This window comes from Pseudoduganella lurida (assembly GCF_007830455.1).
Classification (GTDB): Bacteria; Pseudomonadota; Gammaproteobacteria; order Burkholderiales; family Burkholderiaceae_D; genus Rugamonas; species Rugamonas lurida.
In genome coordinates, this window is record NZ_VLLB01000001.1 from 676,010 (window position 1) to 695,098 (window position 19,089).

The window sequence follows — 19,089 nt, forward strand, 5'->3', positions numbered from 1 at the left end:
TTCGCACCCGACCGCAACGGCATAATGCGCTATTTTCACCCCCTCCTGCCGCCGATGCCGATCTCCCTGCCCCGTTTTGCGCTGGCCACCAGCCTGCTGCTGGCCGCCGCCCTGCCCCTGCACGCCGCCGACACGCTGGACCTGTCCGGCACCTGGCGCTTCGCGCTCGACCGCGCCGACGAAGGCGCGCGTGCCGGCTGGGCCACGCAGCCCCTCGAGGAAAGCATCGCGCTGCCGGGCATCCTGAACGCGCAGGGCAAGGGCGACGAGATCGGCACCACCACGCCCTGGGTGCTGTCGCTGTACGACAAGGACTGGAACCTGCGCGAGGACTACAAGGCCTACGCGCAGCCCGGCAAGGTGAAGGTGCCCTTCCTGTCGCAGCCACCGCGCCACTATCTCGGCGCTGCCTGGTACCAGCGCGACGTGACGGTGCCGTCGAACTGGCGCGGCAAGCGGGTGGTGCTGCACCTGGAGCGCCCGCGCTGGGGCTCCACCGTGTGGGTCGATGGCCGCGAGATCGGTTCGCAGAAAAGCCTGGTGGCCGAACATGCGTACGACCTGGGCTTCCTGCCGCCGGGCCGGCACGTCGTCTCGGTGCGGGTCGACAGCCGCATGCTGATGAAGTACCGCCCGGATTCGCACAGCGTGTCCGACTCGCTGGGCATGAGCTGGAACGGCATCATCGGCAAGGTCCAGTTGCAGGCCACGTCGCCCGTCTACATCGACGATGCCCAGGTCTATCCGAACGTGGCGGACCGCACCGTGCGCGTGAAACTGCGCATCGGGAATGCCGGTGGCAAGGCCGGGGGCGGCACCATCAGCGCCAACGGCCGGAAGATACCCGTGACCTGGGCGGCCGATGGCGGGGGCGCGGAATTCACCGTGCAGTACCCGCGCGATGCGGCCACCTGGGACGAATTCAATCCGGCGCTGCAGACCCTGCAGCTCGCGCTGTCCGGCCCCGCCGCGAAGGACGGCCGCACGGTGCGCTTCGGCTTCGTGCAGATCCGCGCGCAGGGGCAGCAGATGCTGGTCAACGGCCGCCCCGTGTTCATGCGCGGCACGCACCACGGCGGCGACTTCCCGCTGACCGGCTATCCGCCCACGGACGTGGCGTACTGGAAGAAGATCTTCGCGATCAACAAGGCCTGGGGTATCAACCACATGCGCTTCCACTCGTTCAATCCGCCGGAAGCGGCGTTCCAGGCGGCCGACGAGGTGGGCATCTACCTGCAGCCGGAACCGGGCATGTGGAACGACGTGTCGCCCGGCACGCCGATGGAGGCGATGCTGTACGAAGAGACGGAGAAGATGATCCGCGCCTACGGCAACCACCCGTCCTTCCTGCTGCTGAGCCCCAGCAACGAGCCGAAGGGCAAGTGGAAGGAGGCCTTCGACAAGTGGATCGTCCACTACCGCCTGGCCGATCCGCGCCGCCTGTACACCAACGGTACGGGCCACACGGAGCCGAACGTGCCGGACGTGGACAAGGGCACCGACTATCTGGCCATCCAGCGCATCGGCCCGAAACCGCTGCGCAACAAGACGGGCTGGTTCGGCCGCGATTACTCCGCCTCGCTGGAAGGCATCACGGTGCCCGTGCTCGGCCACGAGACGGGCCAGTGGGTGGCCTATCCCGACTATTCGATCATCGGCAAGTTCACGGGCTACCTGCAGCCGGGGAACTACGAGATCTTCCGCGACTCCGCCCGCGCCCACGGCGTGCTGGACAAGAACCGCGACTTCGCGCTGGCCTCCGGGGCCTGGCAGCTGGCCTGCTACAAGGAGGAAGTGGAAGCGGCGCTGCGCACGCGCGGCATGAGCGGCTACCAGTTGCTGGACCTGCACGACTACCTGGGCCAGGGCACCGCGCTGGTGGGCCTGCTCGACACGTTCTGGGAATCGAAGGGCTATGCCACGCCAGAGGCGTTCCGCCGCTTCAACGGGGAGACGGTGCCGCTGGCCCGCGTGACGCGCCTGGTGCTGACGTCGGCCGACACGCTCGACGTGCCGGTGGAAATCGCCCACTACGGCAAGGCTGCGCTGACGGGCGTGCGGCCCACCTGGCGCATCGTCGATGCGGGCGGCACTGCCGTTGCCGGTGGCAGTCTCGACACGACCGACATCGCCACGGGCGGGAACACGCAGCTGGGCCGCATTCGCCTGCCGCTGGCGGGCTTGCCGGCCCCGGCGAAATACCGCCTCGTCGTCGGCATCGCCGGTCACAAGGAGATCGAGAACGACTGGAACTTCTGGCTGTATCCGGACCGCGTGGCGGACAAGGTGCCGCAGGACGTACTGATCACGCACGCCTGGCCCGAGGCGGAAGCGCGGCTGGCTGCCGGCGGCAAGGTGCTGTATATCCCCCGCAAGGCGGACCTGGACTGGATGTCGCCGCCACTGGCCGACGTGCCCGTGTTCTGGAACCGGCTCATGAACCCGGGCTGGAGCCGCATGCTGGGTCTCTGGATCGACACGAAACATCCGGCGCTGGCCGGCTTCCCGACGGACGCGCACTACGACTGGCAGTGGGCCGAGCTGGCCACGCAGGCGCGCGGCATGAACCTGGCCAACCTGCCGCCCGGCCTGCAGCCGATCGTGCAGCCCATCGACGACTGGAACCGCAACTACAAGCTGGGACTGCTGTGGGAAGCCCGGGTCGGCAAGGGCCGGCTGGTGGTGTCGACCGCCGACCTGGTCTCGCAGCTCGACGAACGCGTGGTGGCGCGCCAGCTGCGCAAGTCGGTGCTCGACTACATGGCCGGCAGCGGCTTCGCGCCCCGCACCGCCATCGAGCCGGCCGCCATGCGCGCCGCACTGTTCGACACGCGCGTGATGAAGAAGCTGGGTGCCCAGGCCAGCGGCTGGCCCGATGCGGCCCGCACCGTCGACGGCGATCCGAACACGTATGCGCTGCTGGCACCGGCCAGGGATGCTGCCCCCAATTCTCCTCGCCCGCAACCGGAACTGACCATCGCCTTCCCGGCCGCCGTGCCGTTCGACGGCCTGGTGCTGATGCCGCGCCAGAACCATCGCGACCACGAGGGCGACGTGCGGGAATGGCTGGTCCAGGCGAGCGACGACGGCAAGGCGTGGCGCGACGTGAAGCGTGCCACGCTGGGCTCCACCTTCGACCCGCAGACGGTGCGCTTCGATGCGGCCGTGACGGCCCGCTGGCTGAAGCTGACGGCGCTGTCCGGCTTCGGTGCCGACCGCGCGATCGCGCTGGCCGACGTGGCCGTGTCCTACACGGGCAAGCCCCTGCCGGACGAAGCGGGCGAACTGGAATACCAGCGCTCCCGCTCCAGCAGCGTGGATGTCGACGAGGCGGGCATGGACGACCGCCGGCCGCGGCCGCCGAAGCCGGCGCGCTGAGCGCCACATGAAAGGCGCTCATGTTCCCAGATATGGGAGCATGAGCGCCGGTCAACCTGAACCGGCCCATCGCGCCCATGTGTGCGCCGCTTCACGCAGCCGGCGCATCGAAAAAGTGCCGGGCGGTGTGGCGGGTCTATAGTCGTTTCATCGACATTGGAGACCGAGCCATGAAACCGCAACTGAAACTGCAGAAAGCCCCCGCGGACGTCGTCCGCCCCCGTGACGACGCCGCCGTCGACGCTGCCTCGGCCGCGCCGGAAGCCGTCAACGATGCCAGCCATGAAGGGGTTGAGCCCGCGCCCCCAGCCACTTCCCTGCCCGAAGCGGAGCCCGCACCGGCCGCCATCAAGGCCGAACCGGTGCGCCTGCGACGCAGGATGACGCTGGAGGACGCGTTCCGGCGCATGGGCCTGAACTGCCTGCGCCAGATGCAGGCCAATGTACCGGGCGTGCTCGCCAGGGACGTGGAAAGCCTGCACCAGATGCGCGTGGGCCTGCGCCGCCTGCGTGCCCTGCTCGGCATGTTCGAGGACCTGGCCGCGCTGCCGCCGGGCCTGGCTGCCGACGTGGAATGGCTGTCCGGCGCCCTCGGCGCCACGCGCGACTGGGACGTGCTGGTGGAGTCGACGATCGACCGCATCGCGGGCATCGACACGCATGCGCTGCGCGAGTCGGCCAAATCGAAGGCGGCCGTGATGCACCGCGAAATGCTGCACACGCTGGAAGAACCGCGCTTCGCCGCGCTGCTGGAAGGCCTGGACGCCTGGCTGGACGGACGCCAGTGGCGCATGCCGCCGGACGAGGCGCTGCCGAAGAAGGCGCCGCTGGCCCAGCCGGCAGCCGTGGGCGCCCAGCCGCTGCTGCGCCGCGCCGAAAAGCGCCTGAAGAAGCGCATCGCCAGCCTCGACGTGGCGGACGCGCCGGCGCGCCACCGGGTGCGCATCGCGGCCAAGAAGGCCCGCTACAGCGCGGAGTTCTTCCGCGACCTGCTGCCGAAAGGGACCGTGAAAAAGTACATCGGCCGCCTGTCCGCGCTGCAGGACCGCCTGGGCGAGCTGAACGACCTGGCCGTCGCCAGCCGGCTGCTGCCGCAGCTGCAGCACGGCCACGGCGAACTGGCGCGCGAGGCGTCGTACGCGCGCGGCTACGTGCTGGCGGCCAGCGAAGGCGATGCCCGCTCGCTGGGCAAGGCCCTGAAGCGCGCCGCCAGGCTGCGGTTGACCAGCTGAGCCATCGTCTGGTGGCCGTGCACGCTGGCCAGCTTTTCCGCCCCCACCACATTGACCGCATAGCCGTTCCGGCCGGCCGCCTTCACGCCATACAGCGCGTAGTCGGCCGAATGCATGATGGCTTCCGCGCTGGAGGCGTGGCGCGCCACGGCGATGCCCACGCTCGTCGTCACGCGCAGCACCAGGTCGCCGATGCGGAACGGCGCCGCCATCGCCGTCATGATCTTCGCGCCCAGCTGGTGCGCTTCTTCCACCGCATGCAGCTGTTCGTAGACGATCACGAACTCGTCGCCGGCCAGGCGGGCCACCGTATCGGTGCAGCGCACGGCGCCCTGCAGGCGGCGCGTGAATTCCACCAGCACGGCATCGCCCACGCCATGGCCGTGGGTATCGTTGATGGCCTTGAAGCGGTCCACGTCCAGGAACGCCACGGCCACCTGCTCGCCGGCGCGGCGCGCGCGGGCCAGCGCCGTGGGCAGGAACTGGTCGAACATGCGGCGGTTGTGGGCGCCCGTCAGCACGTCCGTGCTGGCCATGCGTTTCAGCTCGTCCTCGGACTGCTGGCGCAGCTGCGACAGGCGGTACAGCGCGCGGCTCAGCAGGCCGAACTCGTCCCGTGCATCGACATTGAACACGTCGATATCGGTCTTGCCCCGTCCCATCGCCTCCACCTTGTGCTGCAGCTGGTCGAGCGGCTGCGTGAGCGTCTTCACGAACAGCCAGCCGAACACGCCGGCCAGCGCCGTGAACAGCCCTGCGGCCGCCACCGTGTTGTTGCGCACGGCCGCCATCGGCGCGAACGCGGCGCGCAGCGGATACGACACGGCCACCGTCCAGCCCACGTGCGACAGCCGCTTGAACACGACCAGCGACGGCGTGCCGTCATCGAGGATATCGGTGCGCCAGCCTTCCGGCGCCGTCAGTGCGGCCTCCACGGCCGGCCGGTTGTCGCCGGAAGGCTGCGTGAGGATCAGCTCCGTGCGCGGGTGGTGCACTATCGTGCCATCCTGCGTGGTGATGAACAGATAGCCCTTGCCCGAGGTGCGCAGTGCCTCGATCTGCGCCACGAAGGTGGGGCGCAGCAGGTCGACGGCGCCGACCAGCATGGCGTACTGGCGGCCGTAGGCGTCGAACAGCGGCTGCGTCACGGCGAACACGGGGCGTTCCAGCAGCGCACTGCGGTACGGCAGGGAAATCACGCCCTTGCCGGTGGCGAGCGTCTCCTGGAAGTGCAGCCGGCTGGTGATGTTGATGCGCCGCTCGCGGCGGTCGCGCAGGCTGGCGACCAGGTCGCCGTGCGTATCGAAGGCGGTCACGTTGGCGAAGTCGTCGGCCAGGCCCTGGTGCGCTTCGAGCAGCGCCTGCAGTCCCGCCGCATCCAGGTTGTGGGCCCGCGCCTCTTCCGCGATCGTGCGCAGGGCCAGCTGGCGGGCCCGCACGTCGCTGTCGATGAAGGCGGCCGCACCGGCCAGCGTGGACAGTTCCTGGCTGGCGATCACGCGGTGCATCTGCACTTCGGCGATCAGCAGCGAGATGCCGCCCACGCCCAGGCCGGCGATGAGCACCATCGACGTGACGAGGAAGGAAATCTTGAACTTGAAGCTGGTGAAATGGTGGATGGCCGAAAGCACGGTGCTCTCCAGCGCACGGGGCGCATCAGCGGTGTTCCGGCGGGGTGGTGGCCAGGCGGGCGGCGCGCGCGAAGAATTTAGGGGCGTGCCACGGTGGCCGGATTATACCCGGCAGCCCGGCAACTAAAAACACTTTGGCAACTTTCGTTGTAGGCTGACAACGATGCCATCACGTCACGCGCGGATCCGGTCTTTCCGCACATTCACATCCTGCGGCGGGCGTGCAACTGAGGCATCATCCGATCAGCCGGCCAACGGCGCACCGGCGTCCGGCCGGAGCGGTTCGGCCCGGATGGAGGAGTCCCGCGCAGATGGGCAGACGCAGCAGCACGCCGGCCGGCGACGGTGCCGGCCGATCCCCGGCGCGGCCGCGCATGCCGCCCGGTCGCGTCCTGCCCGCGGGCCTGCTGTGCCTCTTCCTGTATGTGCTGGCCGCCGCCGCCTGCCTGGCGCTGGCCGTCCCCACGGGTAACAACAGCCCCGTCTGGCTCCCGACGGGCATTGCGCTGTGGGCCGTGCTGCGCTGGCGCCGGCCGATGCTGGTGCCGGTCGGCGCGGGCAGCCTCCTCGTCAATCTCTACCTGATGGCGGCCGGTCCGGGGCTGGCCGGCGCCGCCGCCCTGCCGAACACCGCCGCCGCCGTCGCCATCAGTGCCGGCAACGTGGCCGCCGTGGCGGCGGCTGCGTGGGCGGTGCGGTATGGCCGCAGCCTGCTGCGCGCGCACCATCCCCTGATCGTCTACGGCTACATCGTCGTGGTGGCGCTGGCCGCCATCGCCAGTGCCGGCATCGGAGGGGCCGCCCTGGCCGTCGCCGGCATCGTGCCGCAGGCCGAGGCGGTCCAGGTGGCGATGCTGTGGTGGCTGGGCGATGTGCTGGCGATGCTGCTGGTGACGCCGCTGCTGGCCGCCTGGAGTTCGCGGAGCGCGCTGCGGCGCATATGGCAGGCGCGCGGCACGGTCCTGGCGCTGCCGGCCCTGCTGGCCCTCACTGCCGGCGCCACCCTGCTGGTGTTCCGGCTGGAGGCCGCCGGCACGCCGGACTGGCTGCCGTTCCTGCTGCTGGTTCCCCTCGTCTGGGCGGCATTCCGGCATGGCGCGCCGGCCGGCAGCGCCGCGGCGGTGATTGCCGGCGCGGGGGCCGTCTGGGCCACGCTGGCCGGCGGCGGCCCGTTCGCCACGCGCGACCAGTTCCACTCGATGCTCGCGCTGCAGATCTACCTGGCGCTGCTGGCCGTGACGGCCATGGTGGTCGCCAACACGGCCGCCGGGCAGCCCGGGGCGCGGCAGGGCGGCCGGCCGGCGCGCTCGCCCGTCGTCACGCTGGCCCTGTGCCTGGCCATCACCGTGGCCGCCTGGCACGGCATCGCCACCTACTCGGAGCACCGCATCCGCGAACAGTTCCGCGCCAGCGTCGATACGGCATGGCGGCAGATGGACTACCGCATGGCCAACTACCGCCGCCTGCTCAGGGCCGGCAAGGCGTTCTTCGACGCGGCGCCGGCCGTGACGCGGCAGCAGTGGCTCGACTACGTGGCCGACTTCGACCTGGCGCGCGCCTTTCCCGGCACGCTGGGCCTCGGCTACGCCACCTGGCTGCGCGAGGACATGGCGGACGATTTCGTGGCGCGCCAGCGGGTCGAGCGCCCGGCGTTCCGCATCTGGCCCACGCCGCGCCGCTGGCCGGCCGCCGTCGTGACCTACATGGAACCGGGCGACGCCCGCAACCTGCGCGCGGCCGGCTTCGACATGATGTCCGAAACGATCCGGCGCACCGCGCTGCTGGCCACGGCACGCAGTGCCGCCATCGGCAGCACCGGCACGGTGACCCTGGTACAGGACGGCGGCCGGGGCAGCCAGCAGGGCTTCCTTATGTTCGTGCCCGTGTATGCGCCCGGTGCCGACATTGCCGGCAGCGCGGCCCGCGCCGTCGCCCTGCGCGGTTTCGTCTACAGCCCGTTCCGCGTGGGCGAGATGGTCGACAGCATGGTGGGCGCGGCCGACGCGTTCACGCTGCGCATCGTCGACCTGCACGACGGCCCGCCCGGCCGGGCCATCTACAGCAACGACACGGCGGACTGGCGCGGCATGCGCTACGTGCGCCCGCTGGTGCAGCAGCGCATGCTCCCGATCGACGAAGCCGGGCACCGCTGGCAGCTGTCCTTCACGGCCACGGCCCGCTTCGAGGCCGCCGTCGACCGCCAGAGCGCGCTGCTGACGCTCGGCCTGGGCGCGCTGATCAGCTTCCTGCTGTTCGAAATCGTGCGCGGCCTGGCCTCGACCCGCGCCCGCGCGCTGGCCATGGCGCAGCGCATCACGCGCGAGCTGCAGCACGAGCAGCGCGCCACGCGCCAGTCCGAGGAGCGCTTCCGCCTGTTTACGGCCAGCGTGGCCAGCCACGCCATCATCTTCCTGGACGGCGCCGGCCGGGTGGAAGCGTGGAACGGCGGCGCCGCCAACCTGTTCGGCTATCCGGATGCGCTGGCGGCCGGCGGCGCCGCGCGGCTGTGGGCCGATCCGGCGCAGGCCCGCGCCCTGCTGGCCGACGCCTCGCGTGCCGGCACCGCCACGGCCGTGGCGGCGATGGCGCGCGCCGATGGCGGCCGCTTCTTCGGCGAACTGCAGCTCGATGCCGTGCAGCGCGACGGCGAACTGGCCGGCTTCGCGCTGATCGTGCGCGACGTGACGGCCGCGCGGGCGGCGGAAGAGCAGCTCCGGCAGGCGGTCGCGATCGCCGAAAGCGCCAGCCGTGCCAAGAGCGCCTTCGTGGCCAACATGAGCCACGAGCTGCGCACGCCCATGAACGGCGTGCTGGGCACGGCCGCGCTGCTGGGCCGCAGCCGGCTGGACAAGGAACAGCGCGACCTCGTCAACATGATCCGCAGCTCCGGCGAAACGCTGCTGGCCGTGCTGAACGACATCCTGGACTTCGCCAAGATCGAGGCCGGCAAGGTGGGGCTGGCGGTGCGGCCGGTGGCGCTGGACGACATTGCGCTGGCCTGCGCGCGCCTGATGGCGGTGACGGGCGGCGGGCGCCTGCGCCTGCTGGTCGACGTGGATCCGGCGCTGCCGCCGGTCGTGCTGGCCGACCCGCTGCGGCTGGAACAGATCCTCACCAACCTGGTCGGCAACGCGCTCAAGTTCACGGAACGGGGCTCGGTTGCCTGCCGCTTCACGGCCGGTCCCGCGCGCGCCGGCCTGCCCACGCTGCAGGTTGCCGTCAGCGATACCGGCATCGGCATCGATCCGGCGCAGCTGAAAAGCCTGTTCTCGGCGTTTGCCCAGGCCGACGATTCGACCACCCGCCGCTTCGGCGGTACGGGCCTGGGGCTGACCATCGCGCGCAGCCTGGCCGAACTGATGGACGGCACGCTGGACGTCGCCAGCACGCCGGGCGAAGGCAGCACGTTTACATTGACGGTGCCGCTGGCCCTGCCGGCAGATGGCGCGGCCGCAGCGGATCCCTACGCGCTGCCGGCCGCGCAGCGGGGCCTGCAGGTGCTGCTGTGCGAGCCGGACGCAGAACTGGCGGCTGCCCTGGGCCATGCGACGGCGCGCTGGGACTGGCAGCCGCATGCGGTGGCCGACATGGCCGCGCTCGATGCGGCCCTCGCTGCGCCCGGCCCGTTGCCGTTCGCACTGCTGCTGGCCGGTCCGGGTGCGGCAGCCGCGCCCCTGCTGCGCGCCCTCGCCGCCCAGCGCGCCCGGCTGCCGGCCGGCTTCGGCGTGATCCGCATCGTGGCCGGCTTCGACGTGACGGCGGGCGAGACGGCCGTGCCCTTCCCGACCGCGGTCGTCCATGCGCCGGGAACGCGCGCCGCGCTGCATGCGGCCGTGCTGGACGTGCATGCCGCACCGTCCGAAGCCGCGCCACAGGCGTCGATTGACGATCAAGAACAACCACTGCGCGGCCTGCGCGTGCTGCTGGCGGAGGACAACGCCATCAACCAGGCCGTGGCAGTCGCCCTGCTCGATTACGCGGGCGCCAGCGTGACCGTGGCCGCCAATGGCCGGGTCGCCGTGGACCTGCTGGCGGCGGGGCCGGCATCCTTCGACGTGGTGCTGATGGACGTGCAGATGCCGGAGATGGACGGACTGGCGGCCACCCGCGCGCTGCGCGGCACGCTCGGCCTGGACCTGCCGGTGGTAGCGATGACGGCCGGCGTGACGCAGGAGGAACGGGATGCCTGCAGTGCCGCCGGCATGGATGGCTTCATCGCCAAGCCGATCGAGGAAGAGGAACTGATCGCGGTACTGCGCAGGGTGCCCCGCTGACAGCGAGCCGACTGCGCGGTCAGTGCACCGGCAGCACGAAGTCCGGATAGCGCTCGCGCAGCGCGTCGAGCACGGACAGCGTGCCGGACAGGTGCTGGCGCACGGCGGCCTGCGCCAGCGCCGGGTCCCCCTTGGCGATGGCCACCACGATGTCGCCATGCTCCTTCAGGATCGACTTCGCCTTGCCGTTCAGCGGCAGGTGCAGCCGGCGCAGGCGGTCCAGGTTGCCGCTGCCCTCGCGCATGCGCTGCCACAGGCCGGGCAGCTTGGCCGCCTCGTACATCGTGCGGTGGAATTCCAGGTCCATCGCCGTGAACGTGGCCAGGTCGCCGTGTTCCAGGCACACGCGCTGCCGCGCCACCAGCGCCTGCAGCTGTTTTGCCAGCGCCGGATCGGCGCGCTGCGACAGCGTGTGCACCAGCTCCAGTTCGACGGACAGGCGCAGGAAGTGCGCCTCGCGCGCCGAATCGAGATCGACCGCGCGCACCCGCGTGGCATGCTGCGGGAAGACTTCGACGAGGCGCTCTTCGTCCAGGCGTGACAGGGCATCGCGCACCGGGGTCACGGACACGTCGAAATAGCTGGCCAGTTCGGCGCGCGACAGCAATGCGCCGGGCGGCAGCGCCAGCGTGACGATCAGCTCGCGCAGATGCTCGTAGACCTGCAGCGCGGCGCTGCGCGAGCGGTCGAGGCGGAAATTGCCTGGTAAGGTGTGTTCGCTCATGGAGGTGGTAACGGTTTCAGCGTACCGATTGTACCGTCCTCCCGCATCCCTGTGCCGGCAATCCCGGCGCGCCTGGATCAATTCGGTGAGCAGTTACATTAAAATACCAGCGGGCGCTGGACAGGCGGCAGCGCCCGCGCTAGCGTGGCAACCTCGTCACGTTCCGTTCCCGACCATGCGCCTGCCGCCCGCCCTGAAGCTGTTCCCGCTTGCCGCGTCCTTGCTGGCGGCCCTGCCCGCCCTGGCGGCCGTGCGCCTGCCGGCCGTGCTGTCCGAGCACATGGTGCTCCAGCGCGGCGCCGCCACGCCAGTGTGGGGCTGGGCCGAGCCGGGCGAGACGGTCGAAGTCCGGTACGGCGAAGCCAGTGCGGGTGGTGTGGCTGGAGGTAGTACGGCTGCAGGCAGTGCGGCTGCAGGCAGTAGGGCTGCAGGCAGTGCGACTGCAAGCAGTGCAGTTGCAGCTGGTACGGCTGCACGCAATGCGGCTGCAGGCAATGCGGCTGCAGGCAATGCGGCTGCACGCAATGCGGCTGCAGGCAATGCGGCCGCAGGCAGTGTGACAACGCAGACCCGTGCCGGCGCGGATGGCCGCTGGCGCACGGTGCTGGACCTGCGCGACGCACCGCGCGCCGGCACCTTGGAGGTACGCGGTGCCACCAATACCGTCACCGCCGGCGACGTGCTGCTGGGCGATGTGTGGCTGGCGTCCGGCCAGTCGAACATGCAGAAGCCGCTCGGCGAGCGCAAGGGCGAGCGGCCCACCTTCGATGCCCCGGCCGAGATCGCGGCCGCCGAGGCGCCCGACCTCCGGCTGTTCAAGGTCCAGCGGGGCAAGGCGTCCGCACCGCAGGAGGACGTGGCCGGCCAGTGGGTGCGCTGCTCGCCCGAATCCATCGAAAGCTCGCAGTTCTCCGCAGTCGGCTATTTCTTCGGCCGGCGCCTGCAGCGCGAGCTCGGCGTGCCGCTGGGCCTGATCGACAGCAGCGTGGGCGGTACCCGCATCGAGCTGTGGACGCCGGCGTCCGCCCTGTCGCAGGCCGGCCGGGCCGAGATGGACAGTTCGGCGCTGTACAACGCGATGGTGGCCGGCCTGGCACCGTTCGCGTTGAAAGGCATGCTGTGGTACCAGGGCGAATCGAACGTGCTGGTCACCGACGACGGTGCCACCTACACGGCCAAGATGGCCGCACTGGTCGGCGCGTGGCGCACCGCATTCGGCACTCAGTTCCCCCGCCAACTCCCCTTCTACTACGTACAGATCGCACCGCATCTGTACCACGTGCTGCGGCACCACCAGGTGCTCGATGCCGAAGCCGTACCGCGCCTGCAGGAGGCCCAGTCGGCCGCGCTGCGCATTCCCGGCACCGGCATGGTCGTCACCACGGACCTCGTCGACGACCTGACCGACCTGCACCCGCGCGACAAGAAGTCCGTCGGCTACCGGCTGGCCAACCTCGCGCTGAACGAGACCTACGGCCGGAAGGACATCGAGGCCTATGGCCCGGTCTACCGCAGCCTGCAGGTGCGCGACGGCCGCGCGGTCGTCACGTTCGACCATGGCGCCGGGCTGTTCTCGGCCAATGGGAAGGCGCTGACGTGGTTCGACGTGGCCGGTGCGGACGGCAAATGGCATCCGGCCGGCGCCGTCGTCGAGCGGGACCGGGTGATCGTCACCAGTCCGAAGGTGCCGCGGCCGAAGAAGGTGCGCTTCGCCTGGGACGAGGCGGCGCAGCCGAACCTCGTCAACGGTGCCGGCCTGCCCGCGCGGCCTTTCCGCAGCGACCATCCCCTGCCGCCGCAGGCGCGACGCTGACCGGAGGCCAGTCATGAAGATCCTGTTCCGCGCCTTTCTTGCCGCAGCTGCCTGCGGGTTGACGTTGCCGCCGGTGGTCCATGCGGCCAGCGGGCCGTTCGAGGTTGCCGTCACGGTCGACGACCTGCCCGCGCATGGGAGTCTGCCGCCCGGCATGACGCGGACCGGCATCGCCCAGGCACACATCAACGCGTTCAAGGCGCATGGCGTGCCGGAAGCGTTCGGCTTCGTCAATGCCGCGAAGCTGGCCGAGGGTGCCGGCAATGCTGCCGTGCTGGACCTGTGGCGCGCCGCCGGTCATCCGCTCGGCAACCACGCGAACTCGCACATGAACCTGGCGCATGCCCCCTCTCTGGCGGACTGGCAGGCCGACGTGGTCGCGGGCGAGCCGGCCGTCGCGGCGCGCATGGCCGGCGCCGACTGGCACTACTTCCGCTTCCCGAACCTGGCCGTGGGCGACGATGCGCGCGGCAGGGAGGCGCTGGCGTGGCTGGCCGGCCGCGGCTACCGCATCGCCGATGTCAGCATCGCCTTCAGCGACTGGAGCTATACCGATCCCTATGCACGCTGTGTGGCGAAGGACGACCAGACCGCCATCGCGGCGCTGAAGGCCCATTATCTCGACGTTGTCGACCGCGGCATCGCCCACACGCTGGACGCCTCGCGCCGCCTGTACGGCCGCGTGATCCCGCTGGTGCTGCTCACGCACGTGGGCGGCTTTTCCGCCGTCACACTGCCCGACGTGCTGGCAAGGCTCGATGCCGCCGGTGCGCGCTACGTGCCACTTTCCCGCGCGCTGGCCGATCCCGCCTACGCCACGCCCGGCGGCGGCAGCCTGATCACCCGTGCGGCGGGGGCAACAGGCATCGCGCTGCCGGCTGAAACCCGGTCCGCGCTGCCGGCACTGGATTTGAAGGAGATCTGCAAGTGAACCACTCCGATCGATGGCATCCGCAGTGCGCCACGCCCCTGCCGAGCCCGTGTCCTGGTGCCCGGCACCGTGCCATCCTGTCGAGCTCGTGTCCTGGTGCCAGGCACCATGCCATGCTGCCGAGCTCGTATCCTGGTGCCATGTACCCCGCCATCGCTGCCGAATTCTTGTCGAATGGCGGTGTAGCAGGACGTTCTCGCGGCCCCGCCCTGTGCCTGCAATACGGCGCGATCGTGCAGGGCCGCGCTTCCAGCATGTCCAAATGCCTGGCACCCGGACCCGGGCGGGGACGGGGGCAGGAAGCGCCTTCGCTCCGCCGGGCTAATGTATTAGTGTTTGTGCGCGCTGCTGTGCGTGCCACCGTGCACGCGGCGCTGTTCGCTGCAGCGGTGGCCGGGCAGTTGGCCAGAGTGCAAGCAGCGGAAGTGGCCGTGCCGCCGCAGGCGAACGGCGCTACGGCCACCGGCTCGGCCACCGGCTGGGCCGCCGCCTGGGGTGCGGCGCTGATGGTGCCGCCGGCGAAGAATGCACTGCCCGAGCGGGGCGACGTGACCCTGCGCCAGGTGATGCGGCTTTCCGCCGGCGGCAGCCAGGTACGTGTCCACCTCAGCAACCTGCACGGCGATGCGCCGCTCGTGATCGATGCCGCCACGTTCGCGCCCGCGCAGGCAGGCAGCGGGCGGATCGATGCCGCACGACTGCACACGCTACGCTTCGGCGGCGCGCCCGGCCTCAGATTGGCACCGGGTGCCGAAGCGGTCAGCGATCCGCTCCCCTTCCCCGCAGCGGCCGGCCAGGACGTGGCCCTCTCGCTGCATGCGGCTGCGCTGCCAGCGCAACAGAGCGCGCATGTGGCGGCCCATGCGACCCAGTACGTCGCTGCCGGCAACCAGGCGGCCAGGCCGGTGCTGGAAGGCGCACGCACCGTCACGTCCTGGTTCCAGGTGAGCGGCATCGACGTGCTGGCGCCCGGCCTGCCCGTGCTGGTGGCGGTCGGCGATTCGCTGACGGACGGCTCCGGCGCCGGCCTGGATGCCAACGAGCGCTGGACCGACTTCCTGGCACGGCGAACCGGCACCGAGGGCCGCCCCGCGCTGGCCGTCATCAACGCCGGCATCGGCGGCAATTCGATGCTGCGCGACGATATCGGCGAAAACCTGCTGGCCCGTTTCGAGCGCGATGTGCTGGCGCGCCCCGGCATCACGCATGCCGTGGTGCTGATCGGCGTGAACGACCTGGGCCGCCTGCACACGGGCAGTCAGGAAACGGCCGCAACGCGCGCAGAGCTGGTCGCCCGCCTGCAGTCCGGCTGGCTCCGGATGGCCGGGCGCGCGCACGCACGCGGCGTGTGCTTCGTGGCCGGCACGCTGATGCCGTATGGCGCCAGTTCCCTGTACCGGCCGGCGCCGCACAACGAGGCGGACCGGCTGGCGATGAACGCCTGGCTGCGCACCGCGCCGGCGTTCGACGCGGTGGCCGATTTCGATGGCGCCGTGCGCGACCCCGCGGCGCCCGACCGCCTGCTGCCGGCGTTCGATTCGGGCGACCACCTGCACCTGTCCCCGGCCGGCTACCGCGCGATGGCGCAGGCCGTGCCGCTCGACCGGCTGGCCGGCTGCCGCCCGGCTCCCCCATCACCACCCGCCCCACCGGGCATTGACATGGAAGACCGATGATCCCTTCGCCCCTGACTCCCCTGGCACGCGCCGCCCTGCTCGCCTGCGCGACGGGCATGCTGGTCGCACTGCCGGCCCATGCGGAACGCACCGTGTACAACTTCAACCCAGGCTGGCGCCTGGCCGTGGCCGACACGCCGCAGGCGGCGCAGGCCGCGTTCGACGATGCAAAGTGGCAGCGCGTGACGCTGCCGCGCGCCTGGAACGAGGACGATGCCTTCCGCAAGGACATCGTCGACCATTCGACCGGCATCGCCTGGTACCGCAAGCACTTCACGCTGCCGAAGGGTGCGGCGGGCGGCAAGGTGTTCATCGAGTTCGAAGGCGCGCGCCAGGCTGCCGAAGTGTTCGTCAACGGCCAACGCATCGGGCTGCACGAGAACGGCATCAACGCGTTCGGCTTCGACATCACGGCCGCGCTGGCCGAAGGCAGCAACGTGATCGCGGTACGCACCGACAACCGCTGGGACTACCGGGAAGCGGCCACCGGCCAGCGCTACCAGTGGGCCGACAAGAACTTCAATGCCAACTACGGTGGCCTGCCAAAGAACGTGCGCCTGCACGTGACGGACCGGCTGTACCAGACGCTGCCGCTCTACTCCACGCTGGGCACCACCGGCGTCTACGTGTACGCGCGCGACTTCGACATCGGCGGCTGCCGCGCAACCGTCGCCGCCGAATCGGAAGTGAAGAACGAGTACCCGCAGGCGCGCACCTTCACCTACGAAGTGCGCATCCGCGACCGCGACGGCAGGCAGGTCGCCCGCTACGCCGCCGCGCCCCAGACCATCGCGGCCGGCGCTACCGCCACCGTGCGTGCCAGCGCTCCCGTGAAAGGGCTGCACTTCTGGAGCTGGGGATATGGCTACCTGTACGACGTGGAGACCACGCTGAAGGTGGACGGCAAGGCGGTCGACCGCGTCGTCACCCGCACGGGATTCCGCAAGACCGGATTCGGTGCGGGCATGGTCAAGCTGAACGACCGCGTGCTGCAGATGAAGGGGTACGCGCAGCGCACATCCAACGAATGGCCGGCCATCGGCCTGTCCGTGCCGGCCTGGCTGAGCGACTACAGCAACGGCCTGGCCGTGCAGAGCAACGCGAACCTGATCCGCTGGATGCACATCGCGCCGTGGAAGCAGGATGTCGAGTCGCTGGACCGCGTGGGCCTGATGCAGGCGATGCCGGCCGGGGACGCGGAGGCCGACGTGACGGGCCGCCGCTGGGAGCAGCGCGTGGAAGCGATGCGCGACGCGATCGTCTACCACCGCAACAACCCCAGCATCGTGTTCTACGAGAGCGGCAACAAGGGCGTGAGCGCCGCGCACATGGCCGAGATGAAGGCACTGCGCGACCGCTTCGACCCGCATGGCGGGCGCGCCGCCGGCAGCCGCGAAATGCTGTCGAGCGAGCTCCAGGGGGTGGCCGAGTATGGCGGCGAAATGTTATACATCAACAAGAGCGCGCGCATCCCCATGTGGGCAATGGAGTACTCGCGCGACGAAGGCGCCCGCAAGTTCTGGGACGACTTCACGCCGCCGTTCCACAAGGATGGCGACGGCCCCCTGCACAAGGGCGAAAGCGCCGCCACCTACAACCGCAACCAGGACTCGCACGCGATCGAGGACGTGAAGCGCTGGTACGACTACTGGCGCGAACGCCCCGGCACGGGCACCCGCGTGTCGTCCGGCGGCGTGAACATCATCTGGTCCGATTCGAACACGCACCACCGGGGCGCCGAGAACTACCGCCGCAGCGGCGAGGTCGATGCGATGCGCATTCCGAAGGACGGCTTCTACGCGCACCAGGTGATGTGGGACGGCTGGGTGGACGTGGAGCGCCCGCGTGCCCACATCGTCGGCCACTGGAACTACCCGGCCGGTACGGTGAAGCCGGTGACGGTGATCTCTTCGGCCGACCGGGTCGAACTGTACCTGAACGGCCGCAGGCTGGCCGACGGCGCGCAGAGCGAACGCTTCCTGTTCACTTTCGCGGACGTGGCATGGCAGCCGGGCGAGCTGAAGGCGGTCGGCTACGACGCGGCCGGCAGGAAGGTCTGCGAGACGAAGCTGGAGACGATCGGCGCGCCCGTCGCGCTGCGCCTCACGCCCACCACCGGACCGGGCGGGCTGAAAGCCGATGGTGCCGACCTGGCGCTGGTGCAGGTCGAGGTGGTGGATGCCAAGGGCCGCCGCAACCCGGTGGCGCTCGACACGGTCAGGTTCGACCTGCAGGGCCCGGCCGAATGGCGCGGCGGCATCGCGCAGGGGCCGGACAATTTCATCCTGGCGCGCGCGCTGCCGGTGGAAGGCGGCGTCAACCGCGTGCTGGTACGCAGCACGACCGATGCGGGCCACATCGTGCTGCGGGCCAGCGCGGCAGGCCTGGCGCCGGCCGCCATCGCGCTCGATTCGCGTGCCGTGCAGGTGCAGGGTGGCCTGTCGCGCGAGCTGACCGATGCCGGCCTGCCGCTCCACCTGGAACGGGGCCCGACACCGGCCACGCCGTCGTTCAGGGTCTCGCGCGTGGCGGTGCCGGTCGCCTCGGCCGCCGCGGCCAGCAATGCGGCCGCGGCGGCAGCTTCGTACGATGACGATGAAACGACGACCTGGGCCAGCAACCCGGGCGAAGGTACGCCTTCGATCACGTACACGCTGGCCGAAGCGGCCACGCTGTCCGAGATCACGCTCAAGCTCTCCGGCTGGCGCCAGCGCAGCTACCCGCTGCGTGTCGCCGTCGATGGCGAAGAGGTGTACAGCGGCACCACGCCGAAAAGCCTCGGCTACGTGACGCTGCCGCTCAAGCCGCGCAAGGGCCGCATGGTGCAGGTGGAGCTCGTGGGCGCGGCCGACGACACGGGCGGCATCCGGCTCACGGAAGTGGCAAACCAGAAGAACAACGACACCGGCGCCGACCGCACCGCGAAAGGTTCGCTGGCGATCGTGGAGATCGAGTTCTACCGGGCGCCCTGAACGCGCGCCGCGGCACGTGTCCCGGTGCCAGGCACCAGGACACCGGCGGCAGCGTGGACCGGCGCGGGGCGCCGCAGCCTAGGAACGCTGCGCCGGCTGCTCGCCCTGCCCTTCGGTCTTCGGCCGGAATTCCTGCGGGCTCATTCTCATGCGGCCGCGCCGGTCACCCATCAGGTCGCGCAGCTCGCGGATCGCGATGCCACTCGCTTCGTGCATGCGCAGCAGGATCGTGGCGCCGACCGGCAGGCGGCCGTGCCGGATCTTGCTCAGCACGGGCGGTGCCACTTCCAGCGCGCGCGACAGCGCCGCGTCATTCTTGGCGCCCAGCCGTTCGGCCAGGGCATCGAGCAGCCGGCCCGGATTGTAGGCCTCGTCGATCCCTGCCGCTTCATCGTTATTGTGCATGTGGTTCATCTGAGTTCTCCTAGTGATCTGCTACCTTGCCGATATGCAGGCGG

At 70.5% G+C, this 19,089-nt stretch carries 10 protein-coding genes; 7 read left to right on the top strand and 3 right to left on the bottom strand.

Going from position 1 to position 19,089, the window contains the following annotated elements; translation table 11 throughout:
* Positions 1-24: 24 nt before the first annotated feature.
* Positions 25-3,378, top strand: coding sequence for a DUF8487 domain-containing protein (locus tag IP91_RS02950; RefSeq protein ID WP_145647272.1), 3,354 nt, complete (start codon positions 25-27; stop codon positions 3,376-3,378).
* A 170-nt stretch (positions 3,379-3,548) separates the two neighbouring features.
* Positions 3,549-4,610 carry a CHAD domain-containing protein gene (locus IP91_RS02955; RefSeq protein WP_158643068.1) on the top strand — a complete coding sequence of 354 codons (1,062 nt, stop codon included), beginning with the start codon at positions 3,549-3,551 and terminating at the stop codon, positions 4,608-4,610.
* On the opposite strand, the gene IP91_RS02960 is transcribed toward IP91_RS02955, so the two are convergent.
* A complete protein-coding gene (locus IP91_RS02960; RefSeq protein ID WP_229473786.1) occupies positions 4,526-6,241 on the bottom strand; it encodes a sensor domain-containing diguanylate cyclase in 1,716 nt (571 codons plus the stop codon). The two genes, IP91_RS02955 and IP91_RS02960, sit on opposite strands and share 85 nt — an antisense overlap.
* A 311-nt stretch (positions 6,242-6,552) precedes the next feature.
* Between IP91_RS02960 and IP91_RS02965 the strand changes: the two genes are divergently transcribed.
* Positions 6,553-10,515 carry a CHASE domain-containing protein gene (locus IP91_RS02965; protein WP_145647274.1) on the top strand — a complete coding sequence of 1,321 codons (3,963 nt, stop codon included), beginning with the start codon at positions 6,553-6,555 and terminating at the stop codon, positions 10,513-10,515.
* A 19-nt stretch (positions 10,516-10,534) separates the two neighbouring features.
* Here the strand turns inward: IP91_RS02965 and IP91_RS02970 are convergent, their stop codons facing one another.
* Entirely contained in the window at positions 10,535-11,239 is a 705-nt protein-coding gene (locus IP91_RS02970; protein ID WP_145647275.1) for a GntR family transcriptional regulator, read from the bottom strand.
* A gap of 175 nt (positions 11,240-11,414) precedes the next feature.
* On the opposite strand from IP91_RS02970, the gene IP91_RS02975 reads away from it, so the two are divergent.
* From IP91_RS02975 to IP91_RS02990, 4 genes are all read left to right on the top strand, one after another.
* Positions 11,415-13,052 (top strand): sialate O-acetylesterase, encoded by a 1,638-nt coding sequence (locus IP91_RS02975; protein WP_229473788.1) that lies wholly within the window; start codon positions 11,415-11,417, stop codon positions 13,050-13,052.
* A 13-nt stretch (positions 13,053-13,065) separates the two neighbouring features.
* Positions 13,066-13,983 (top strand): polysaccharide deacetylase family protein, encoded by a 918-nt coding sequence (locus tag IP91_RS02980; protein ID WP_145647276.1) that lies wholly within the window; start codon positions 13,066-13,068, stop codon positions 13,981-13,983.
* A gap of 410 nt (positions 13,984-14,393) precedes the next feature.
* On the top strand, positions 14,394-15,659 hold the full coding sequence (locus IP91_RS02985; protein ID WP_229473790.1) for an SGNH/GDSL hydrolase family protein: 1,266 nt from the start codon (positions 14,394-14,396) through the stop codon (positions 15,657-15,659).
* Positions 15,656-18,631: a DUF4982 domain-containing protein gene (locus IP91_RS02990; RefSeq protein ID WP_229473793.1), complete on the top strand. Its 2,976-nt coding sequence runs from the start codon at positions 15,656-15,658 to the stop codon at positions 18,629-18,631. Before IP91_RS02985 ends, IP91_RS02990 begins: the two co-directional genes overlap by 4 nt.
* 78 nt (positions 18,632-18,709) lie before the next feature.
* Here the strand turns inward: IP91_RS02990 and IP91_RS02995 are convergent, their stop codons facing one another.
* Positions 18,710-19,045, bottom strand: a complete 336-nt coding sequence (locus tag IP91_RS02995) for a hypothetical protein (protein WP_145647277.1) — start codon at positions 19,043-19,045, stop codon at positions 18,710-18,712.
* Between the last annotated feature and the right edge of the window lie 44 nt (positions 19,046-19,089).